The 18,577-nt window shown below is 63.7% G+C and carries 19 protein-coding genes and 2 tRNA genes; 15 read left to right on the top strand and 6 right to left on the bottom strand.

Translation table 11 applies throughout. The annotated features are described in order from the left end of the window. The first annotated feature begins 73 nt into the window (after positions 1-73). From ACOYR4_RS12005 to ACOYR4_RS11940, 14 genes are all read left to right on the top strand, one after another. Positions 74-1,294, top strand: coding sequence for an IscS subfamily cysteine desulfurase (locus ACOYR4_RS12005; RefSeq protein WP_056063047.1), 1,221 nt, complete (start codon positions 74-76; stop codon positions 1,292-1,294). A 39-nt stretch (positions 1,295-1,333) separates the two neighbouring features. Next, a complete protein-coding gene (gene iscU / locus ACOYR4_RS12000) occupies positions 1,334-1,735 on the top strand; it encodes a Fe-S cluster assembly scaffold IscU (RefSeq protein ID WP_422846760.1) in 402 nt (133 codons plus the stop codon). 25 nt (positions 1,736-1,760) lie between these two features. After that, positions 1,761-2,084, top strand: a complete 324-nt coding sequence (gene iscA, locus ACOYR4_RS11995) for an iron-sulfur cluster assembly protein IscA (RefSeq protein ID WP_015013983.1) — start codon at positions 1,761-1,763, stop codon at positions 2,082-2,084. Positions 2,085-2,165: 81 nt separating this feature from the next. Beyond that, positions 2,166-2,684, top strand: coding sequence for a Fe-S protein assembly co-chaperone HscB (gene hscB, locus ACOYR4_RS11990; protein WP_422846759.1), 519 nt, complete (start codon positions 2,166-2,168; stop codon positions 2,682-2,684). 78 nt (positions 2,685-2,762) lie between these two features. Beyond that, positions 2,763-4,634, top strand: coding sequence for a Fe-S protein assembly chaperone HscA (gene hscA, locus ACOYR4_RS11985; protein ID WP_060984593.1), 1,872 nt, complete (start codon positions 2,763-2,765; stop codon positions 4,632-4,634). A gap of 40 nt (positions 4,635-4,674) precedes the next feature. Further along, positions 4,675-5,013, top strand: coding sequence for an ISC system 2Fe-2S type ferredoxin (gene fdx, locus ACOYR4_RS11980; protein ID WP_015013986.1), 339 nt, complete (start codon positions 4,675-4,677; stop codon positions 5,011-5,013). Then, positions 5,013-5,726 (top strand): DNA polymerase III subunit epsilon, encoded by a 714-nt coding sequence (dnaQ, locus tag ACOYR4_RS11975; protein WP_056063030.1) that lies wholly within the window; start codon positions 5,013-5,015, stop codon positions 5,724-5,726. Before fdx ends, dnaQ begins: the two co-directional genes overlap by 1 nt. A 37-nt stretch (positions 5,727-5,763) precedes the next feature. Then, a tRNA-Val gene (locus ACOYR4_RS11970) sits at positions 5,764-5,838 on the top strand. Between the two features lie 50 nt (positions 5,839-5,888). Next, positions 5,889-5,963: transfer RNA gene (locus ACOYR4_RS11965), tRNA-Val, on the top strand. Positions 5,964-6,119: 156 nt separating this feature from the next. Further along, positions 6,120-7,157, top strand: coding sequence for a histone deacetylase family protein (locus ACOYR4_RS11960; protein WP_422846758.1), 1,038 nt, complete (start codon positions 6,120-6,122; stop codon positions 7,155-7,157). Positions 7,158-7,196: 39 nt separating this feature from the next. Next, positions 7,197-8,294: an NAD(P)/FAD-dependent oxidoreductase gene (locus ACOYR4_RS11955; protein ID WP_422846757.1), complete on the top strand. Its 1,098-nt coding sequence runs from the start codon at positions 7,197-7,199 to the stop codon at positions 8,292-8,294. A 145-nt stretch (positions 8,295-8,439) separates the two neighbouring features. Next, the gene (locus tag ACOYR4_RS11950) at positions 8,440-8,742 is read left to right on the top strand and encodes a DUF883 family protein (protein WP_008904788.1); all 303 of its coding nucleotides are present in this window, start codon (positions 8,440-8,442) and stop codon (positions 8,740-8,742) included. Between the two features lie 52 nt (positions 8,743-8,794). Continuing rightward, positions 8,795-9,190: a phage holin family protein gene (locus tag ACOYR4_RS11945; RefSeq protein ID WP_015013990.1), complete on the top strand. Its 396-nt coding sequence runs from the start codon at positions 8,795-8,797 to the stop codon at positions 9,188-9,190. After that, positions 9,187-9,525 carry a hypothetical protein gene (locus ACOYR4_RS11940; protein WP_422846756.1) on the top strand — a complete coding sequence of 113 codons (339 nt, stop codon included), beginning with the start codon at positions 9,187-9,189 and terminating at the stop codon, positions 9,523-9,525. Before ACOYR4_RS11945 ends, ACOYR4_RS11940 begins: the two co-directional genes overlap by 4 nt. Positions 9,526-9,641: 116 nt before the next feature. On the opposite strand, the gene ACOYR4_RS11935 is transcribed toward ACOYR4_RS11940, so the two are convergent. Beyond that, complete coding sequence (locus tag ACOYR4_RS11935) at positions 9,642-10,697, bottom strand: quinone-dependent dihydroorotate dehydrogenase (protein ID WP_422846755.1); 1,056 nt, start codon at positions 10,695-10,697, stop codon at positions 9,642-9,644. 36 nt (positions 10,698-10,733) lie between these two features. Here ACOYR4_RS11935 and rpiA point away from each other — a divergent pair, with 36 nt between their 5' ends. After that, complete coding sequence (rpiA, locus tag ACOYR4_RS11930; protein WP_422846754.1) at positions 10,734-11,423, top strand: ribose-5-phosphate isomerase RpiA; 690 nt, start codon at positions 10,734-10,736, stop codon at positions 11,421-11,423. 137 nt (positions 11,424-11,560) lie between these two features. On the opposite strand, the gene ACOYR4_RS11925 is transcribed toward rpiA, so the two are convergent. The 5 genes from ACOYR4_RS11925 to ACOYR4_RS11905 form a co-directional block, all read right to left on the bottom strand. Beyond that, positions 11,561-12,208, bottom strand: a complete 648-nt coding sequence (locus ACOYR4_RS11925; protein WP_422846753.1) for a DUF4124 domain-containing protein — start codon at positions 12,206-12,208, stop codon at positions 11,561-11,563. 68 nt (positions 12,209-12,276) lie between these two features. Continuing rightward, positions 12,277-14,322 carry a M3 family metallopeptidase gene (locus ACOYR4_RS11920; RefSeq protein WP_422846752.1) on the bottom strand — a complete coding sequence of 682 codons (2,046 nt, stop codon included), beginning with the start codon at positions 14,320-14,322 and terminating at the stop codon, positions 12,277-12,279. Between the two features lie 69 nt (positions 14,323-14,391). Continuing rightward, on the bottom strand, positions 14,392-15,246 hold the full coding sequence (gene folD / locus ACOYR4_RS11915; protein ID WP_422846751.1) for a bifunctional methylenetetrahydrofolate dehydrogenase/methenyltetrahydrofolate cyclohydrolase FolD: 855 nt from the start codon (positions 15,244-15,246) through the stop codon (positions 14,392-14,394). A gap of 72 nt (positions 15,247-15,318) precedes the next feature. Then, entirely contained in the window at positions 15,319-15,945 is a 627-nt protein-coding gene (locus ACOYR4_RS11910; RefSeq protein ID WP_015013997.1) for a response regulator transcription factor, read from the bottom strand. Further along, positions 15,942-18,503: a PAS domain S-box protein gene (locus ACOYR4_RS11905; RefSeq protein ID WP_043565349.1), complete on the bottom strand. Its 2,562-nt coding sequence runs from the start codon at positions 18,501-18,503 to the stop codon at positions 15,942-15,944. Before ACOYR4_RS11905 ends, ACOYR4_RS11910 begins: the two co-directional genes overlap by 4 nt. Positions 18,504-18,577: the final 74 nt, after the last annotated feature.

Raw genomic sequence — 18,577 nt, 5'->3', positions numbered from 1 at the left:
ACCGCGTTTTATTCGTTTTCTTGTTTGTTCTGCCTCTTCTGTTTGCCAGCCAGAACCTTTTACTGAGCCAGCCATGGACATGACCCCGCACTTTCCCATTTACCTCGACTATGGCGCCACGACCCCGGTAGACCCCCGCGTGGTGGACGCCATGATTCCCTGGTTGCGTGAGCACTTTGGCAACCCGGCATCGCGCAGCCACGCCTGGGGCTGGGAGGCCGAAGAGGCGGTGGAAAAAGCGCGTGTGCAGGTGGCAGACCTGATCGGTGCCGATCCCCGCGAAATCGTCTGGACCAGTGGTGCAACCGAGTCCATCAACTTGGCCCTGAAGGGCGCCGCGCATTTCTACAAAGGCAAGGGCAAGCACCTAATCACGCTCAAGACCGAGCACAAGGCCGTGCTGGACACCATGCGCGAGCTGGAGCGCCAGGGCTTTGAAGCCACTTACCTGGACGTTCAGGAAGACGGCTTGGTCAACATGGACGCGCTCAAGGCGGCCATCCGCCCCGACACCGTGCTGATCAGCATCCTCTTCGTGAACAACGAAATCGGCGTGATCCAGGACATCCCTGCCATCGGCGCGCTGTGCCGCGAAAAGGGAATCCTGCTGCATGTGGATGCTGCCCAAGCCACCGGCCGTGTCGAGATCGACATGAACGTGCTTCCCATCGACCTGATGAGCATGACCGCCCACAAGACCTATGGCCCCAAGGGCATTGGTGCGCTGTACGTGCGCCGCAAGCCCCGCGTGCGGCTGGAAGCCCAGATGCACGGCGGCGGTCACGAGCGCGGCATGCGCTCGGGCACCTTGCCCACGCACCAAATCGTGGGCATGGGCGAGGCCTTCCGCATTGCCAAGGAAGAAATGGCAGAGAGCAATGCCAAGGCCAAGGCCTTGCAGCAGCGCCTGCTCGACGGCCTCAAGGATATCGAACAGGTCTACATCAACGGCAGCCTGGAGCGCCGTGTGCCGCAGAACCTGAACATGAGCTTCAACTTCGTCGAAGGCGAATCGCTCATCATGGGCATCAAAGGCCTGGCGGTGTCGTCGGGCTCGGCCTGCACCTCCGCCAGCCTGGAGCCCAGCTATGTGCTGCGCGCTTTGGGCCGCAGCGATGAGCTGGCGCACAGCAGCCTGCGCATGACCATTGGCCGTTTCACGACCGAAGAAGAGATCGACTACGCCATCTCCACCATCCGCGAGAACGTGGCCCGCCTGCGCGAGTTGAGCCCGCTGTGGGAGATGTACAAGGACGGCATCGACATCAGCACCATCCAATGGGCTGCGCACTGATTCCGCACAAATTCTGGACGTATTGAAGAGGTACACATCATGGCTTACTCAGACAAAGTGGTTGACCATTACGAAAACCCCCGCAACGTGGGTTCGTTCGACAAGGGTGACGATTCGGTGGGCACCGGCATGGTGGGCGCGCCCGCCTGCGGCGACGTGATGAAGCTGCAGATCAAGGTGAACCCCGAAACCGGCGTGATCGAAGATGCCCGGTTCAAGACCTATGGCTGCGGCTCGGCCATTGCCTCGTCGTCGCTGGTGACCGAGTGGGTCAAGGGCAAGACGCTGGACGAAGCTGCAGCGCTCAAGAACAGCGAGATCGCCGCAGAACTGGCTTTGCCGCCCGTCAAGATCCACTGCTCCATCCTGGCCGAAGATGCGATCAAGGCTGCCGTGCTGGACTACAAGACCAAGCACGCCGCCACGACCACCGCCGCCTGATTGTTTGACAGATAGATCGAGAGACATGGCCATTACGCTGACCGAAGCCGCCGCCCGGCACGTCAACCGCTACCTGACCCGTCGGGGCAAGGGGTTGGGCGTGCGCCTGGGAGTCAAGACGACAGGCTGCTCAGGGCTTGCCTACAAGCTCGAATACGTGGACGAGAGCGAGCCTGAGGATATCGTGTTCGAGAACCACGGCGTCAAGGTGCTGATCGACCCCAAGAGCCTGGCCTACATTGACGGCACTGAGCTGGACTTCGTGCGTGAAGGCCTGAACGAAGGTTTCAAGTTCAACAACCCCAACGAGCGGGACCGCTGCGGTTGCGGGGAGAGCTTCCGCGTCTGAGTCCCCTTCGTTGATGTCACACCAAACCGCCAACGCGCTCTGTGCTGGCGGTTTTTTCTTGGATTTCCTTCTCGCCTCTGCATGAACCTGCAATCTGACGACTTCGAACTGTTTGGCCTCGCGCGCCGCTTTGCGCAGGAGCGCAGCGCCGTCGACACGCGCTGGAAGGAACTGCAGCGCGAGGCCCACCCCGACAAGTTTGCCGCGCAGGGCGCTGCGGCACAGCGTGTGGCCATGCAATGGTCGGTACGCATCAACGAGGCGTACCAGCGGCTGAAGGACCCGATGCGCCGCGCTGCTTACCTGTGCGAACTGCACGGTGCGCCCATCCGCGCCGAAGACAACACCGCCATGCCCGCTGCCTTTCTGATGCAGCAAATGGAATGGCGCGAGGCGCTGGAAGATGCCCGCGCAGACAGCGAGCTGGACGCGTTGGATGATGAGGTGGCGCAAGCCCGCCGTGCCGCGCTGGCGCAGTGCGAGCAACTCATCGACCAGCAGCAGGACTATGCAGGCGCAGCCCGTCAGGTCAGAGCCCTCATGTTCATTGCGCGATTTGCTGACGACATTGAGCGTCGCCGAGAGCAACTGGGACAATAGGGCGGTTTTGCATTCCCAAAGGGCCCCCTCGCGTGTTGATGCGATGGCGGGCTCCACCACGTAGAGATCCGAAATTTCATGGCGCTTCTGCAGATTTCCGAACCTGGCCAATCCCCCGACCCGCACCAGCGGCGCATTGCAGTGGGCATTGACCTGGGCACCACCCATTCTTTGGTCGCGGCGGTGCGCAATGGTGTGTCCGAATGCCTCCCCGATGCCCAGGGCCGGGTGCTGCTGCCCTCGGTGGTGCGCTACCTCGCCAACGGCGGGCGTCAGATCGGCTATGACGCCGTGGCGGCGCAAGCCCAGGATGCACGCAACACCATCGCCTCGGCCAAACGCTTCATGGGGCGTGGCCTGAAAGACGTGGCAGAGGCAGGAAAGTTGCCGTACGATTTTGTGGTCGCCAATGATGCCGGCGCGGGCGGCATGGTCAGTCTCGCTACGGTGGATGGCAACAAGTCACCCGTCGAGATCAGCGCCGAGATCCTCGCCACGCTGCGCTACCGGGCCGAAGACACCTTCAACGACGATCTCTACGGCGCGGTGATCACCGTGCCCGCGTACTTTGACGACGCCCAGCGCCAGGCTACCAAGGATGCGGCCAAGCTCGCGGGCATCAACCTGCTGCGTCTCATCAACGAGCCCACGGCGGCAGCGATTGCCTATGGCCTGGACAACGCCAGCGAGGGCGTCTACGCCGTGTATGACCTGGGTGGGGGTACGTTTGATATTTCCATCCTGCGCCTGACGAAGGGGGTGTTCGAGGTGATCGCCACGGGCGGCGACTCTGCCCTCGGGGGCGATGACTACGACGCCGCGCTGGCAGAGTGGGTACTGCAACAGGTGGGGCAACAGGCGGTCACGCCTGCCGACAAGTCGGCCGTGCGCATGGCGGCGCGCCAATGCAAAGAGGCGCTGACTGCTACTGATTTGGTAGTGTTCAAGGCAGATTTATCTAGCGCTTCCGTGCAGTTTGACGTCAAACGTTCGGATTTTGATGCCGTTACCGCCGATCTGACTGCCCGCTCCATGGCGGCTGTGCGCCGTGCCCTGCGCGATGCGCATCTGGCGCGCGACGAGGTGCAGGGCGTGGTCATGGTGGGCGGCTCCACCCGCATGCCGCAGGTGCAACGGGCCGTGGCAGAGTTCTTCGGCAAGGAACCGTTGACCAATCTGAACCCGGACGAAGTGGTGGCCTTGGGAGCCGCCATCCAGGCCAACCAGCTGGCAGGTAACAACACCGCAGGTGACCTGCTGCTGCTGGATGTGATTCCGCTGTCTCTGGGCATCGAGACCATGGGCGGCTTGGTGGAGCGCATCGTCTCGCGCAACGAGACCATCCCCACTGCCAAGGCGCAGGACTTCACCACCTACAAGGATGGACAGACTGCTTTGGCCATCCATGTGGTGCAGGGCGAGCGCGATTTGGTGCAGGACTGCCGCAGCCTGGCGCGCTTTGAGTTGCGCGGTATTCCCCCCATGGCGGCAGGTGCTGCGCGCATCCGTGTGACCTTCACCGTCGATGCCGATGGCCTGCTGAGCGTGGCCGCCAAGGAGCAGGGCAGTGGGGTGGAGGCTCGCATTGATGTGAAGCCATCGTATGGCCTCACGGACGACGAGATCGCGCGCATGCTGCAGGACGGCTTTGCCACGGCCGCGCAGGACATGAAGGCCCGTGCCGTGGTCGAGGCCCGTGTGGACGCAGACCGCATGTTGATCGCCACGCAAAGCGCACTGGATGCGGATGGCGACGTGCTCAGCCCCAAGGAGCGGGCCGCCATCGACGCACTGATGGTGGCCCTGCGCCACCAGCGCGACAGCGACGATGCAGCGGCTATCGAAGCAGCCACGGAAGCCCTGGCCAAGGGCACCGAGGCTTTCGCAGCCCAGCGCATGAACCGCGGTATCCAGCAGGCCCTGGCCGGTAAGAACGTCGCAAGCCTGTGATGTGCCCCTGCGCATCCCTCTGACAAGAAGAAAACACCCCATGCCCGTCATCAAGATCCTTCCCCATCCCGAATATTGCCCCGCAGGCACCGAAATCACGGCGCCTGCAGGCACCTCGATCTGCGAAGCCCTGCTGGACAATCACATCAACATCGAGCACGCCTGCGACATGAGCTGCGCGTGCACCACCTGCCACGTCATCGTGCGCCAGGGGTTGAATTCGCTGAATGCGGCAGAAGAAGAGGAAGAAGACCTGCTGGACCGCGCCTGGGGCCTGGAGCCGCAGTCACGCCTGTCGTGCCAGGCCATCCTGGCGCAGACCGATCTGGTGGTCGAAATTCCGAAGTACACCATCAACCACGCCAAGGAAAACCACTGATGTCCCGGCAAATTGTTCTGGACACTGAGACCACCGGCCTTTCGGCCGAAGGTGGTGACCGCATCATTGAACTGGGTTGTGTGGAGCTGCTCAACCGCAAGCTGACCGGCAACAATCTGCACCTGTACTTCAACCCGGGCCGCGACAGCCACGAGGACGCGCTGAAGGTGCACGGCATCAGCAACGAGTTTCTGAAAGACAAGCCCAAGTTTGCGGATGTGGTGGATGACATCCTGCAGTACCTGCAGGGCGCCGAGATCATCATCCACAACGCAGCGTTTGACGTGGGCTTCCTCAACAAGGAGCTGGAGCTGGTGGGGCGCCCGGCGTTTGGCACCTATGTGCAGAGCGTGACCGACACGCTGGCCATGGCCAAGGAGATGTACCCGGGCAAGCGCAATTCGCTCGACGCCCTGTGTGACCGCCTGGGCGTGGACAACTCGGGGCGTACGCTGCACGGCGCCTTGCTCGACGCAGAGTTGCTGGCCGACGTCTACATCAATCTCACACGCGGGCAGGATGCCTTGCTGATCGCCGATGATGGCCACGACAGTGCTGACGGAGTGAAGGTGGCTGCCATTGATTTGCGTGGCCTTGCGCTGCCCGTGCTGCGGGCGAGCGAGCAGGAGCAGGCGGCGCATGCCGAGGTGCTCACGCAGATCGACAAGGCCAGCGGTGGCAAAACAATTTGGAGAACTCTCCAATCGGCCTGAAAAGCTGTGCCATAATAGAAGGCTGTCGCAGCGACAAGGGTGATTAGCTCAGCGGTAGAGCACTGCCTTCACACGGCAGGGGTCACATGTTCGATCCATGTATCACCCACCAGTTGCTGCCAGACTTTTCGCAGCGGTATCTTTCTCCAAGGTGCTTGCGACGGGTGATTAGCTCAGCGGTAGAGCACTGCCTTCACACGGCAGGGGTCACATGTTCGATCCATGTATCACCCACCAATTTGAAAATCCCTGCAGGTTCTTGGCCTGCAGGGATTTTTTCTTTTCCGGTCCGAGAGGCCCTGCAGACCGCAAAACCGTCGTAGGGATCGGTGATGGAGCTTTGCGGGGGGCTGGCGCGCTACATTTGTCCCTCGTACCTGCAACGCAGCATCCATGATCACCTTCCACAATCCCTTGCACCAGGGGCATGCGCCCGTCCACGAATTCTTCCGGGGCGAACGTGTGCCGTGTTTTGAAAAGCCCGCACGGGTGGACTATGTGGAGGAAGCCCTGCGCGCACGCGGCCACACCATGGCGGCTCCTGATGTGGACTGCAGTGCCGTGCTGGAACAAGTGCATGCACCGCGCTACCTGGCCTTTCTGCAAACTGCCTGGCAACAATGGCTGGCGCTGGACCCCGCCAACGCTGCGGTACAACCCTTTCCGTCGGTGTGGCCAGTGCGTACGCTGCGCAGCGATGTGGAGCCCAACAACTTCGTAGCGCGCCTCGGTCTGTATTCGATGGACAACGGCACCCCCATGGCGGCAGGCACCTGGGCCGCAGCCAAGGCCGGGGCAGATGCGGCAGCCAGCGCAGCGGCTCGCGTAGCGCAAGGCACGCGTGCCGCGTTTTGCTGCACACGGCCGCCAGGACACCATGCGGGCCCGGACTTCATGGGCGGCTATTGCTTTTTGAACAACGCCGCCGTGGCCGCACAGACCCTACGAAACCAGGGCGCCCAGCGTGTGGCGGTGCTGGACGTGGACTACCACCATGGCAACGGCACGCAGAGCATCTTTTACGACCGCAGTGATGTGCTGTTCATCAGCATCCACGGCGACCCGCGCACGGAGTACCCCTTTTACCTGGGCCACGCCGATGAGACGGGCGAGGGGGGTGGCGGCGGTTTCAACCTCAATCTGCCTTTGCCCGCCGGCACCAGCGCGGCGACCTGGTTCGAAGCGTTGGAGAAGGCTTGCGCCCGCATCGCGGAGCACCGCGCCGATGGGCTGGTGATATCGCTGGGGCTGGATGCCTTCGAGGGCGATCCCATCTCGCGGTTTGCACTGGCTTCGTCAGATTTCACGCGCCTGGGCGAGCGGCTGGCGCGGCTCGGTCTGCCCACGGTGTTCGTGCTGGAGGGCGGTTATGCGGCGGCCGAGCTGGGTACCAATGCCGTCAACGTGCTCGATGGTTTTGAACAGGCCTGACCCAGCACCCGGCAGGGGATGATGCATGGAGACACACGGATGATCGATACGGTGGATTGTGTGGTGGTGGGCGCGGGCGTGGTTGGCCTGGCAGTGGCCCGTGCGCTGGCGCTGCAAGGTAGGGAGGTGATGGTGCTGGAAGCGGCAGACGCCATCGGCACCGGCACCAGTTCGCGTAATAGTGAAGTGATTCACGCGGGGCTGTACTACCCCGCAGGGTCGCTCAAGGCCCGCCTGTGCGTGCGGGGCAAGGAATTGCTCTATGCCTACTGCGCGGAGCGCGGCGTGCCCCACCGCCGTTGCGGCAAGTTGTTGGTGGCCACCTCTGCCGCCCAGTTGGACAGCCTGGAAGGCATCCAGGCGCGCGCCCGTGCCAACGGAGTGCTGGACCTTCAACGCCTGAGCCGTGAAGAAGCCCTGGAGATGGAGCCCGCGCTGGCCTGCGTCGGTGCCTTGCACTCGCCCAGCACCGGCATCGTCGATAGCCATGCGCTCATGCTGGCGCTGCAGGGCGATCTGGAGCATGCGGGTGGTGTTGTGGCGCTGAATTCGCCACTAGCGCTAGCCTCTATTGGCTCTGATGCTATTGATTTGGAAGCGGTGGATGGCACGCGTCTGCGCGCTCGCACCGTGGTGAACGCCGCTGGGCTGCATGCCCCCGCACTGGCCGCGCGATTTGCCGGTCTGGCCCCGCAGCATGTGCCCACGGCGTTTTACGCCAAGGGCAACTACTTCACGTTGACGGGCAAGGCGCCTTTCAGCCGGCTGATTTACCCGGTGCCCGAGGCGGCTGGTTTGGGTGTGCACCTCACGCTGGACCTGGGCGGACAAGCCAAGTTTGGCCCGGACGTGCAGTGGGTGGATTCGCCTGACGATCTGCAGGTGGACCCCGCGCGCGGCGATGCCTTTTATGCCGAAGTGCGCAGATACTGGCCTGGTTTGCAGGATGGCGCTCTGGCCCCCGGCTATGCAGGCATGCGCCCCAAGATTCACGGGCCGGATGCACCGGCGGCAGATTTTGTCATTCAAGGGCCCACCGTGCATGGGGTGGCGGGGCTGGTCAACCTGTTTGGTATCGAGTCGCCCGGCTTGACAAGTGCCCTCGCCATTGCGGAGCATGTGGCTGCGCTGGTTTGATCTGCGGCAAGCCATTTGCAATCAGTAACCTCTTGCGTCCCCGTCCTACGAGGGGTTTCTGCGCGGATGGCTAAGATGAACTTCAGTCCTCCACGTTGGCGTGCGGGATTTCCCATCACTTTTGGCACTACACAGAAAGGCTTGTATGACTGCTTCTGACACCACGACCACCCAGGGCGAACTGGAAAAGCTGGTTTCCGATCTGCGGGGGCTGTTGGCCAACAAGGATCTGGACGCAGTGCCCGAAATCAAGTTGCTTCGCCAGCGCCTGGACGACGGCATGCACAACGTGCGTGAATCTGCCGTTCGCGCCGCCCAGGACGCAGCACGTCAGGCCAAGGAAGCGGCATTGGCGGCTGACCGTTATGCCCATGACGAACCGTGGCGTGTGGCAGGTGCGGCGCTGGCTGTGGGCGCGTTGGTCGGTTTCCTGCTGGCGCGCCGTTGATTGCCGCTGATCCCTCATCCGATATGACGGCACGGCACAAAGGCGACAAGACATGAATTGGCTCTCGCTGCTGGGGCTGGAGGGCTTGGCCGCCCGCTGGCGCGCCAACCTCATCGAGGGCGCCATCGCCGCCGAAGACCGTATGGACCTGGCCCGCCTCGAATGGGCGGACCTTAAGCAGCGCCTTCAGCAATTGCTGGTGCTCACCATTCTGGTGGCCGGGCTCACGGTGGTGGCGCTCATCATGGTGTCGCTCGCCGTGTTGGTGCACTTTTGGGACTCGCCACAGCGCACGCTGGTGGCATGGCTGGTGGCTGGCGTGTGGGCTGCTGGCTGGGCGGCTGCCACGGTCTCGTTGGTGTCTGTGGCCCAACGTGCGGGCAGTGGTTTTGCGTTGACGCGGCGAGAGCTCGCGCAGGATTGGCGTGACATCAAGGAGCGCTTGTGAGTACCCCACATCCCACCACTACGTTGCAGACTGCGCCTGTGGCGCGGACTGTCCCCACCGTGGAGCAGCAGCGCGTGCTCGACCGTATCGAACTGCAGCGTGAGCGGCTGCGTGCCCGCCGCGTAGCCCGGGCCCAAGCCCGCGCGCTCGCGGAGCAGGCTGGAGGCCCCACGGGCGGTGAGGACGCTTCGCTGGCACTGCGCGCCGCCGGGTTTGCGCGGGAGCATCCGCTGGCGGTGGCCGCCATGGCAGGCGTTGCACTGGTTGCTGGCCCGCGTAGACTGATTCGGTGGGCGGGTATTGTGCTGCCGATGGTGATGCGCCTGCGCCGCTGAACATGGCTGCGGGGCAGGCCAGTAACCTGCGGCTTGCCCGTTAGAAAAAGCAAAACGGAGCCCTGTCACCAGCGGCTCCGTTTTTTCGTCAGGCGGGCTTCGCGCAGCCCTGCAGGTCAGCGCAACGCCTTGATGGCTTTGGCGGCTTTTGCAACGAGCGCCGGGCCTTCGTAGATCAGGCCCGTGTAGATCTGCACGACATCCGCGCCTGCGCGAATCTTGCTCACGGCGTCGTCAGCGCTCAGGATGCCGCCCACACCAATGATGGGGAAGCCGCTGCCCAATGCGGCGCGCAGTTGCCGGATGACCTGGTTGCTGGCTTCCAGCACCGGGGCACCGCTCAGCCCTCCCGTCTCTTCCGCGTGGCGCATGCCCTGCACTGCGGTGCGGCTGATGGTGGTGTTGGTGGCGATCACGCCGTCCATGCCGTGGCGCTGCAGCGTCGCAGCGATGACGGCCACCTGGGCTTCGTCCAAGTCGGGGGCAATCTTCACAAAGACCGGAACGCGCCGCTGGTGCTGGGTGGCCAGGGCCTCACGCCGCTCGGCGATGGCGCCTAGCAGGGCATCCAGAGCGGCGTCGTTTTGCAGCGCACGCAGGTTCTGGGTGTTGGGCGAGCTGATGTTGACCGTGACGTAGTCGGCATGGGGGTACACACCCTCCAGGCAGATCAGGTAGTCGCTGGTGGCGTTATCGATGGGCGTGGTGGCGTTCTTGCCGATGTTCAGGCCAAGCAGCATGGGGCGCTGCTGGCGGGTCTGCTTGCGAAACTGCGCCTGCTGCACATTGCGCAAAAAGGCTTCCAGGCCTTCGTTGTTGAAGCCAAGGCGGTTGATGAGGGCGCGGGCCTCGGGCAGACGGAACATGCGTGGCTTGGGGTTGCCTGGCTGCGCCTTGGGGGTTACGGTGCCCACTTCCACAAAGCCGAAACCCATGGCCCCCAGCGCGTCGATGCAGCGTGCATTCTTGTCCAGCCCCGCCGCCATGCCCACGCGGTTGGGAAATTGCAGCCCCGCCAGGGTAATAGGGTCGTTCACCGTTTCGTTGCACCAGGCCCACTGCAGCGGCGTGCGCTGCCCGCGCGCCAGCATGTCCATGGTGAGTTCGTGGGCGGCCTCGGCATCCATGCCGAAGAGAAAGGGGCGGGTGAGGGCGTAGGGGATGAGGGACATGGAGGGATAATTCAGGATTACCCCCGATTTTCTCCCATGACGACCACCACTCCCCTGACCCAAGACGAACTCAAGACCCTGGTAGGCCAAGCCGCGCTGCAATACGTGGTGCCTGGCGAGATTGTGGGGGTGGGCACCGGCTCCACCGTGAACAAGTTCATTGATGCCCTGGCGGGCATGAAGGACCAGATCAAGGGCGCGGTGTCCAGCTCCGTAGCCAGCACGGAGCGCCTGAAGGCACTGGGCATTGCCGTGTTCGATGCCAACGAAGTGTTTTCACTGTCCGTCTATATCGACGGCGCCGACGAAATCGACGGCCAGGGCCACATGGTCAAGGGCGGCGGTGCTGCATTGACCCGCGAGAAGATCGTGGCAGCTCTGGCCGAACGCTTTGTGTGTATCGCAGACGAATCCAAGTTGGTGAAGGCTCTGGGCCAGTTTCCGTTGCCAGTGGAAGTGATCCCGATGGCTGCCAACCACATTGCGCGCCGTTTTGCGTCCATGGGTGGACAGGCCAGCCTGCGCCTCAAGGACGGACAGCCGCTGGTGACCGACAACGGCCAGCACATTCTGGACGTGAAGGGCCTGTCCATCACCGATCCGCTGGCGTTTGAATCCGAGATCAACCAATGGCCTGGCGTGGTGACCGTGGGGGTTTTTGCCCACCAGAAGGCTTCCGTGTGCTTGCTCGGCACGGCGCAGGGGGTGAAGACGATCACCTATTGACGATTAGGGCGGTGGATGGGGGGCGCTCTCACGCTCGCCGCCTGTCGATACAAAGCCAATGCAAAAGGGGCCTTTACAGGCCCCTTTTTTATGGGTGAGCAAATGGTCTCACGGCAGGTAGCGGCCACCTGGCACTGTCAGAACCGGATACCTGCCGGATTGCTAGGCGTGGGGCCATCGTTTGCGGGTGGTGCCGGCGTGGGCCGTACAGGAGCTTTTGGAGGGGCCGCTGGTGCCGCTTCTACCGGCTTGGCTGCGACCAGAGGTGCGGGCGCTGGCTGGCGATAGTTGCTCGGCAACTGAGATTGTTTGGGGTAGCCCGCCGCGTCAAGGTATTGGATCCACTCGGCGTCAGAAAAACCCACCAACTGTTGACCCCCGATGGTGCCAAAGGGCAGGCTGGAATTGCCGCTCAAGCGCTGCAGTGCCGCGATGTCCTCATTGCTGACCACAGTGCGTTCGGTGTAAGGCACACCGCGTGACGTGAGCAAGTTGCGCAAGCTGCCGCAGGGCGCGCAGTCGCTGCCGGTGTAGATGGTCACCGGGTACCGGTTGGCAATCTGCCGCAGTTCGTAGGGCAACGCTCCGTTGCCAGCCGCGGGGCTTGCCGGGGCGCCACTGCTGCGCGCTGGCTGGGCAGTAGCCTCGGCGGGGGGGCGGTCCGAAAAGGTCACCTTGCCGTCCGGACCGACAATGCGATAGACCGCCTGCGCCTGAGCACCTACAGATGCCAAGGCCAACAACAAGGAGGCAGCTGCAGCAGGAGCGAACTTAAGACGGGGCATATGGGTTCTCCTCATTCGTGTGGGCTGTGTTTGTTGTGGGGCAGTCTGCGGTTTGTTCGGTCTAAGCCTCAGGCAGTCGGCTCTTCTGCCATCCCCTGGTGGCGCAGCAGGGCATCCAGGCTGGGTTCCCGTCCACGGAAGGCTTTGAAGGATTCCATGGCGGGGCGGCTGCCGCCCGCCTCCAGGATGGCCTCTCTGTAGCGCCGTCCCGTTTCGGTGCTGGGCAAGCCGTCGCTGCCGGCGGTTTCTTCAAAGGCGGCGTAGGCGTCGGCGCTGAGCACTTCCGCCCACTTGTAGCTGTAGTACCCAGCGGCATAGCCACCTGCAAAGATGTGGCTGAAGGTGTGGGCCGTGCGGCTGAAGGCGGGCGGCTGCAGCACAGCCACTTCTTGCCGCACCTGGGTCAGCAGGGGCATGAAGTCCTGGGCCGGGTCGTGCTCGGTGTGCAGCAGCATGTCGAACAACGCAAACTCGATCTGGCGCAGGGTCTGCATGCCACTCTGGAAGTTCTTGGCGGCGATCATCTTGTCGAACAACGCGCGCGGCAGCGGCTCACCGGTGTCCACGTGGGCGGTCATGTGCCGCAGCACATCCCATTCCCAGCAGAAGTTTTCCATGAACTGGCTGGGCAGCTCCACGGCGTCCCATTCCACCCCGCCGATGCCGGAGACATCGCGTTCGTTCACCTGCGTCAGCATGTGGTGCAGTCCATGACCAAACTCGTGGAACAGCGTGATCACGTCGTCGTGCGTCAACAGGGGCGGCTTGCCGTCCACACCGTCTGCAAAGTTGCAGACCAGGTGGGCGACGGGCGTTTGCAACACACCTGTGTCGGGGCGCTGCCAACGCGTGCGCACGTCATCCATCCAGGCGCCGCCCCGTTTGCCGGTGCGGGCGGGCTGATCGAGGTAGAACTGGCCCACCAGTTGGCCGTTGCGCTCGATGCGATAGAACTCCACCGCGGGGTGCCATACCGGTGCCGCGTCGCGGCGGATGGACACCTCAAAAAGCGTCTCAATGATCTTGAACAGGCCTGCCAGCACCTTGGGGGCTGTGAAGTACGCCTTGAGTTCCTGCTCGCTGAAGGCGTAGCGGGCTTCCTTGAGCTTTTCGGAGATGTAGGGCCAGTCCCAGGGCTGCGGGTCGGTCAGACCCAGGTGTTCTGCGGCGAAAGCGCGCAGATCGGCCACGTCCTTCTCCGCATAGGGACGGGCGCGGCGGGCGAGGTCGCGCAGGAACTGGATGACTTCGGTGGGGGACTGGGCCATCTTGGGCACGACAGACACTTCGCCAAAGTTGGTATAGCCCAGCAAATGGGCTTCTTCCCGGCGCAAGGCCAGGATTTCGGCGATCAGCGCCGTGTTGTCGAACTTCTGGCCATCGCCCTCGGCCTGGTCCGAGGCCCGGGTGACATAGGCGCGGTACAGCTTGGCACGCAGATCGCTGCGGGTGGCAAATTGCATCACCGGCAGGTAGCAAGGCATCTTCAGGGTGAGCTTGTAGCCTGGCTTGCCTTCCGCCTGCGCGGCCGCCAGAGCGGCTTGCTGCACATCGGCAGGTACACCGTCCAGTTCTTCGGCGGTGGCGTAGTAGGCAAAGGCGTCGGTGGCGTCGAGCGCGTTCTCGCTGAACTTCTGGCTCAGCTCGGCCTGGCGTTCCTGGATCTGTGCGAACCGCTCTTTGGCGGCCCCTGTCAGTTCGGCACCGCTGAGCACGAAGTTGCGCACCGCGTTGCGGTGGGCTTGGCACTGCTCGGACGTCAGGGTGGCTGGGTCGATGGCCTTGTACTTGGCGTAGAGGCGTTCGTCGGCGCCAAGGCGTGTCCAGAACTCGGTGACGCGGGGCAGGGCGGCGTTGTAGGCGGCGCGTAGCTCCGGGGTGTCCGCCACGCTGTTGAGGTGGCTGACGGCGCCCCAGGCGCGTCCGAGCTGTTCGGTGGCTACATCCAGCACCTTGGCGATGGCGTCCCAGCGGGCAGGAAAGTCGGGCGCCGTGACGGTCTCCAAGGCCTGGTTGGCACGCTCCAGCAGCACATTGACCGCAGGGGCGACGTCCTGCGGAGTGATGCGGTCAAAGGCGGGGAGGTCGGAGAAGTCGAGGAGGGCGTTGCTCATGCGGGGTTAGATGGCGCCAGGCGGCGCAGGTTCAAGTTGCAAAGCGGCTGGCGTCTTCCCCGGGCGCTGTCAGCGCGCGGCGGTCCGCTCGGTGGCTTCGAGGGTGTTCACCAGCAGCATGGTAATGGTCATGGGTCCAACCCCGCCAGGGACGGGGGTGATCCAGCCCGCCACTTCCTTGACGCCGTCAAAGTCCACATCGCCGCACAGTTTGCCGTCGGCCTTGCGGTTGATACCCACGTCGATCACGATGGCGCCAGGCTTGACCATGTCCGCCGTGAGCGTGTTGGCACGGCCTACCGCAGCCACCACGATGTCGGCCTGGCGGGTGTGGTAGCCCAGGTCGGGGGTGCCACTGTGGGTGACCGTGACGGTGGCGTTGGCCTGCAGCAGCAGCAGGGCCATGGGCTTGCCCACGGTGTTGCTACGGCCGATGACCACGGCGTGCTTGCCCTTGATCGATTGGCCCGTGGACTCGATAAGCTTCATGCTGCCGTAGGGTGTGCAGGGGCGGAAGCCGTCCAGCCCGGCCATGAGTTCGCCAGCCGACAACACGGAGTAGCCGTCTACGTCCTTGGAGGTCGCAATGGCTTCGATGACCTTGTGCGGGTCGATGTGTTTGGGCAACGGCATCTGCACCAGAATGCCGTGCACCGTGGGGTCGGCATTGAGGGCTTCGATGCGTGCCAGCAGCGCAGCCTCGCTAAGATCAGCGTCGTACTTTTCAAAGATGGAGCGTACGCCGCTGTCCTCGCAGGCCTTGACCTTGTTGCGCACATACACGGCCGAGGCTGGGTCTTCGCCCACCAAGATCACTGCCAGGCCTGGTTGATGGCCCCGGGCGGTGAGCGCAGCAGCGCGTTGCGCCACCTCGCTGCGAAGTTGGCGAGAAAGGGCGTTGCCGTCGATGAGTTGGGCTGTCATGTCAGAAATACAAGTCAAAATGGCCGGTGGCGCTAGTGGAATATGCGCTGATAGCTATCAAAATAAGAGCGATCAGCCCTTGGGCGCGTTCTGTCCCAGGGCGATCTTGAGCAGGTCCGCCACAGTGTTGGCGTTGAGCTTTTCCATGATGTTGGCGCGGTGCGCCTCCACCGTCTTGATGCTGATGCCCAGGTCGTCGGCAATCTGCTTGTTCAGGCGGCCGGCGACGATGCGTTCGAGCACTTGGGCTTCGCGGCTGGTGAGCTTTGAGAGCAGAGCGTCGCGGCTGGCGGCCTGCTGGTAGCCTGCGAAGCTCTCGCGGGCGTGGTCTAGCATGCGCTCGACCAGACCGACCAGTTCTTCCTCGTCAAACGGCTTCTGGATGAAGTCGAGCGCGCCCTTCTTCATGGTGTTCACGGCCATGGGCACGTCGCCGTGGCCGGTGATGAACACGATGGGCAGGGGGGACTTGCGTTCGATCAGGCGGTCCTGCAACTCCAGGCCCGTCATGCCGCCCATGCGGATGTCCACGATCAGGCAGGCCACTTCGCGAGGGTCGTAGCGCGAGAGAAAGGTCTCAGCCGAATCAAAGCAGCGTACCCGGTAGTCCTTGCCTTCCAGCAGCCACTGCAGGGAATCGCGAACTGCTTCGTCGTCGTCCACAACGTAAACAGTGCCTTTTTTCGGAATCAAGCTCATGCAACAGTCCTTGGGTTTTGTTCGTTTGCTACTGAATTTGTAGTGGCATCGGCAGGCTTGGCAAGCGGCAGCCAGAAGGAGAACCTGCAGCCTGTAACCTCCGAGCCATTGTAGAGGTTCTCCGCCTGCATCCGGCCCTGGTGCGACTCGACGATGCTGCGGCACAAATTGAGGCCCATGCCCATGCCTTCCTGCTTGGTGGAGAAGAAGGCTTCGAACAGGCGCTCCAGCACTTCCGGGGCCAGGCCCTTGCCGGTGTCCTGCACCGAGAACTCGACCACCTGGCGGTCATCGATCTGCTTGGGCACCACACGCAGTTCCACGCTGCGGTTGGGGGCCGGGCGGTCGGCGTGCTGGATGGCTTCGGCGCCGTTCTTCATCAGGTTGACCAGCACCTGCTCGATCAGGATGGTGTCGGCCATCACCTGCGGCAGGCGCGCGGCGACGTAGTGCGTCAGGCGCACGTTGTGCCGGCGCAGTTCGATGTCGGCCAGCTCCACGGCTTCGTTGACCATCGAGTGCACATCGGCCAGCGCGCGGTTGGGCTCGCTCTTTTTCACGAACGAGCGGATGCGCTGGATGATCTGGCCTGCGCGCTGGGCCTGGTGGGCCGTCTTTTGCAAGGCCGTGAGCAGGGCCTCTTCGGTGAGCTGGCCGCTCTGGATGCGCGAGACCATGCCGCTGCAGTAGTTGTTAATGGCCGTGAGCGGCTGGTTCAGCTCGTGCGCCACGCTCGATGCCATTTCGCCCATGGTGATGAGGCGGCTGACCGACTGCGCACGCTCGGCCTGCCGTTGGGCTTGCTCTTCAGCCAGTCGGCGCGGAGTGATGTCGGTGGCAATCACCATCTGGGCCAGGCGGCCGTCCACCCAGTTCAGGTAGCGCGAGCGCACTTCCAGCCACTTGCCCAGATCGGGCAGGTAGATTTCGGCGTTTTCGCTGCGGGCGCTGGTCAGCGTGTCGGTGGGCAGGCCCATCAGGCCGTCCTCATCGTCCATGCCGCTTTGCTCCTTGCCCGCCACCGGCACCACGCCGGCCTGCGCCACCAGTTGCAGATGTCCCCCGGTTTGTGAGCCGAACCACTGGCGGTAGAGCTTGTTGGCGAACAGCAGTTCTTCGCTGCCCAGGGGAGCCACCGACACCGAGGCGTCCAGCGACTCCAGCACGATGGTGAAGCGCTCGTGCGACGCCGACAGCTGTTCGCGGATGCGGTTGGGCTCGGTGATGTCGGTCATCGACGTCATCCAGCCCGTTTGCTGGCCATGGGCGTCGATCAAGGGGGATACGTACAGGCGTGCGTCGAACAGCGTCCCGCTCTTGCGCTTGACGCGTACCTGGAAGCCGCCCGCCATGGTGTTGCCCCGCAGCTCGTCGCGCAGCTTGGCCTGCAGGGTTTCGTGGTCGGCCTCAGGCCAGTAGGGGAAGGGGGCCTTCAGTCCCACCAGCTCTTCCGCGCTCCAGCCTGTCATCTGGCAAAAAGCGGCATTCACGTAACTGATACGACCTTCCATGTCGAGGGCGCGCATGCCGGTGAGGATGGAGTTTTCCATCGCCCGGCGGAAGTTGGTTTCGGCCACCAGGGCCTCTTGCGCCTGCATGCGGCGGCGGGTGTGGCGCCAGGTGGCGATCAGCATCCAGGCGGTCATTGCGCTCAGCGTACCTACCAGCCAGAACAGGCCGCTGCCCACCACGCCGAGCGACGTGCGGTAAGCCTGTGCGCGCAGCACCAGGCCGTTGCCGACGGGAGAGACGGGCACTTCATACTCGTTGGCCTTGGGTGTCCAGGGTAACAACTGCGTGGCCTTGTTGCGCGGGCCCAGCGGCGTGCCCGCCAGCACCTGGTTCTTGCTGTCGAGCAGGGTCACTGCATAACGCGCCAGCACTTCGGTGGGGGTGCCATAGCGCAGCAGGCTGTCGATGGAGTACTCACCCAGCACCACGCCGCTGAACTTGCCCTGGTTGTTGAGGGGCACCTGCAACTGCAGCAGCGGGGCGGCGTCGCCCGTGGTGGCTGCCGGCTGGGCGTACACCGGTTGCTGCAGGTCCCGCGCCAGGCCAAAGGTGTCGGCCGTCTCGCCGGGCTTGAGCACTTCACCTGCAATGCGCAACTCGCCACTGGCCAGCGTGGGGGCGGCCTGGCTCGCGCGGATACGTCGGCGGTCGTCAATCCAGGTGATCGCCTGCAGTTCCGGGTACTGGCTGATCAGCGCTTCGGCGCGGCTGATGAACTCGGCCTTGCCGAGGTCCTGGTTGGACAGGTCGCGTGCAATGCGCATGAGCTGCTCTTGCCGTTCCAGCAGGCGCAGGCGCACCCGCTGCTGTGCGTATTCCACGTCACGCCGCAGGGCTTCTTGCTCGCGCTCGGCCTCTTCTGCGCGCAAATACCAGAACGCCGCCACGATGGCCGCCAGAAACATCAGCACCGCCGCCAGCGGGGCCAGTGCGGCAAACCGGTCTTGCCGGGTGGGCGACAAGCCGCGCCACCACTTGCGCCACCAGCGAATGGGCGCAGCCACGGTCGGGGCCGTGGGGGAGGGGGCGGTGGGCATCGAATCCATGCGTGGAGTGTAGAGGAGCCCTGGCGGGGTCCCAGTCTGCTGGGTCATGTGCATTTGCAGCAAATTATTGCAAT

Origin of the sequence: Acidovorax sp. M14 (genome assembly GCF_049331375.1) — a bacterium.
Classification (GTDB): domain Bacteria; phylum Pseudomonadota; class Gammaproteobacteria; order Burkholderiales; family Burkholderiaceae_C; genus Acidovorax.
The sequence above is the reverse complement of the archived record's forward strand: the minus strand, read 5'-3'. Positions and strand labels throughout refer to the sequence as shown.

What these genes read in the sequence shown, in the direction of transcription:
- ACOYR4_RS11945 (WP_015013990.1), top strand. Translation starts at nt 8,795, where the DNA reads ATGAATTGGCTCTCGCTGCTGGGGCTGGAGGGCTTGGCCGCCCGCTGG.
- rpiA (WP_422846754.1), top strand. Translation starts at nt 10,734, where the DNA reads ATGACGACCACCACTCCCCTGACCCAAGACGAACTCAAGACCCTGGTA.
- ACOYR4_RS11950 (WP_008904788.1), top strand. Translation starts at nt 8,440, where the DNA reads ATGACTGCTTCTGACACCACGACCACCCAGGGCGAACTGGAAAAGCTG.
- iscU (WP_422846760.1), top strand. Translation starts at nt 1,334, where the DNA reads ATGGCTTACTCAGACAAAGTGGTTGACCATTACGAAAACCCCCGCAAC.
- ACOYR4_RS11935 (WP_422846755.1), bottom strand. Translation starts at nt 10,697, where the DNA reads ATGTCCCTCATCCCCTACGCCCTCACCCGCCCCTTTCTCTTCGGCATG.
- ACOYR4_RS11955 (WP_422846757.1), top strand. Translation starts at nt 7,197, where the DNA reads ATGATCGATACGGTGGATTGTGTGGTGGTGGGCGCGGGCGTGGTTGGC.
- ACOYR4_RS11920 (WP_422846752.1), bottom strand. Translation starts at nt 14,322, where the DNA reads ATGAGCAACGCCCTCCTCGACTTCTCCGACCTCCCCGCCTTTGACCGC.
- iscA (WP_015013983.1), top strand. Translation starts at nt 1,761, where the DNA reads ATGGCCATTACGCTGACCGAAGCCGCCGCCCGGCACGTCAACCGCTAC.
- hscB (WP_422846759.1), top strand. Translation starts at nt 2,166, where the DNA reads ATGAACCTGCAATCTGACGACTTCGAACTGTTTGGCCTCGCGCGCCGC.
- fdx (WP_015013986.1), top strand. Translation starts at nt 4,675, where the DNA reads ATGCCCGTCATCAAGATCCTTCCCCATCCCGAATATTGCCCCGCAGGC.
- ACOYR4_RS12005 (WP_056063047.1), top strand. Translation starts at nt 74, where the DNA reads ATGGACATGACCCCGCACTTTCCCATTTACCTCGACTATGGCGCCACG.
- folD (WP_422846751.1), bottom strand. Translation starts at nt 15,246, where the DNA reads ATGACAGCCCAACTCATCGACGGCAACGCCCTTTCTCGCCAACTTCGC.
- hscA (WP_060984593.1), top strand. Translation starts at nt 2,763, where the DNA reads ATGGCGCTTCTGCAGATTTCCGAACCTGGCCAATCCCCCGACCCGCAC.
- ACOYR4_RS11910 (WP_015013997.1), bottom strand. Translation starts at nt 15,945, where the DNA reads ATGAGCTTGATTCCGAAAAAAGGCACTGTTTACGTTGTGGACGACGAC.
- dnaQ (WP_056063030.1), top strand. Translation starts at nt 5,013, where the DNA reads ATGTCCCGGCAAATTGTTCTGGACACTGAGACCACCGGCCTTTCGGCC.
- ACOYR4_RS11960 (WP_422846758.1), top strand. Translation starts at nt 6,120, where the DNA reads ATGATCACCTTCCACAATCCCTTGCACCAGGGGCATGCGCCCGTCCAC.
- ACOYR4_RS11925 (WP_422846753.1), bottom strand. Translation starts at nt 12,208, where the DNA reads ATGCCCCGTCTTAAGTTCGCTCCTGCTGCAGCTGCCTCCTTGTTGTTG.
- ACOYR4_RS11905 (WP_043565349.1), bottom strand. Translation starts at nt 18,503, where the DNA reads ATGGATTCGATGCCCACCGCCCCCTCCCCCACGGCCCCGACCGTGGCT.